General features: G+C 66.7%; 1 protein-coding gene and 1 pseudogene. Both read right to left on the bottom strand.

What is annotated here, in order from left to right:
* Window positions 1-280, bottom strand: a 280-nt coding sequence (locus tag M1B34_RS33700) for a phage tail protein I (protein WP_268267441.1), incomplete at its 3' end; no start/stop codon positions are given.
* 1 nt (window position 281) lies between these two features.
* A pseudogene (locus M1B34_RS33695) lies at window positions 282-1,168 on the bottom strand (baseplate assembly protein).
* Between the last annotated feature and the right edge of the window lie 107 nt (window positions 1,169-1,275).

The raw sequence follows: 1,275 nt of genomic DNA, 5'->3' as shown, positions 1-1,275 counted from the left end.
TCAGGTAGCCCAGGGGCTCGACCACACGGCGCAGGGCACCGATGGTGCCCTTGCGTTCATGGATGAAGAACGAGGCCCGGATGGCGTTGCGCTTTACGGCCTCGGACCAGCGCGGGTCCCAGCGATCCACCGACCAGGCCCAGGCCAACTGAGGCAGCAGATGCACTGGGCAGGTCGTAGGGTTGTATAGGGTGCGCAGCAGGATCGCGGTGTCGCCGGCGTTCACGGCCTCTAGGGCTCGCTCCAGCGGCGTGCTGTTGATCGGTAAGAGGCTGGTCATCTCAGTCTCCCAGCGTGACGCTGTAACCCGTGCAATAGGCCGCCTGGGCTTTGCTCGGGGCCAGGTCCTGCCAGGCACCCAACTCAACCCGGGCCACGCCGGCCACGTGTAGCTGCGCGTCGATGGCCGAGCGTGCGACCTCAACACCCAGGCGCTTGCGTGGATTGATCCAGGCCGCCAGCTTGCGCTCGGCCTCGGCCAGGGCAGCATCGCTCTCAGGGCCCGGGCCTTTCATGTGCAGCACCGCGTCGATGCGGTACGGCAACACCTGGGCGCTTTGCACCGTCACCCGATCCCCAAGCGGCCGCACGTCCTCATCGTTGAGCGCGTCGGCCACCGTCGCCAGCAGTTCAGAGCTGGCCGTACCGTCGCCATCCAGGCTCAGCACGGTGACCGTCACCCACGCCGGTGACGGGCTTTCGGCTGCGGCATCCGCGACCAGGGCCGAAGCGTTACGCGCATGCAGGATGTAGCTGTTACGCGGCCCGGCCGTGGTCAGGCCCTCATAAGCCAGTTGCACCCGCTCGCGCAGGGCATCGTCCAGCTCCTTGACCTCCTCAACCGGCGGCACCGCCTGGGGATCCGCCGCCTGGACCACCAGGCGCTGCAGGTTGACGTTGGCCGCCAGGTGATCGAGGTCCGTGCCCTTGGCGTGGGCCAGCAGCAGCGCCTTGGCTGCATCGTTGACCCGGGCCCGCAACTGCATGTCGCGGTAGGCCGCCAGTTCCAACTGCTTGACCACCGGGTCGCTCTCCAGGTTGGCCGTCCAGTTGTCGCCCATGTGCAGGCGAAACCGTTGTCAGCCTTGCCCGTGGTATAGCTCTTCCAAAGTCGAGGCTTTCCAGCGACCTCCGGCGCCGGCAGCGCCGACAAATCCAGCGTACTCACTGCCGTCACTCCAATACCGCGCTATCCCCCAGTACTGGCCTGTCAGTTGGAAGGTGATCTGGCCACCCACCAAGACACCACCAGCACCCGCTCCAACTTCAGCGCGG

Origin of the sequence: Pseudomonas morbosilactucae, from assembly GCF_023241715.1 — a bacterium.
Lineage (GTDB): Bacteria > Pseudomonadota > Gammaproteobacteria > Pseudomonadales > Pseudomonadaceae > Aquipseudomonas > Aquipseudomonas morbosilactucae.
The sequence above is the reverse complement of the archived record's forward strand: the minus strand, read 5'-3'. Positions and strand labels throughout refer to the sequence as shown.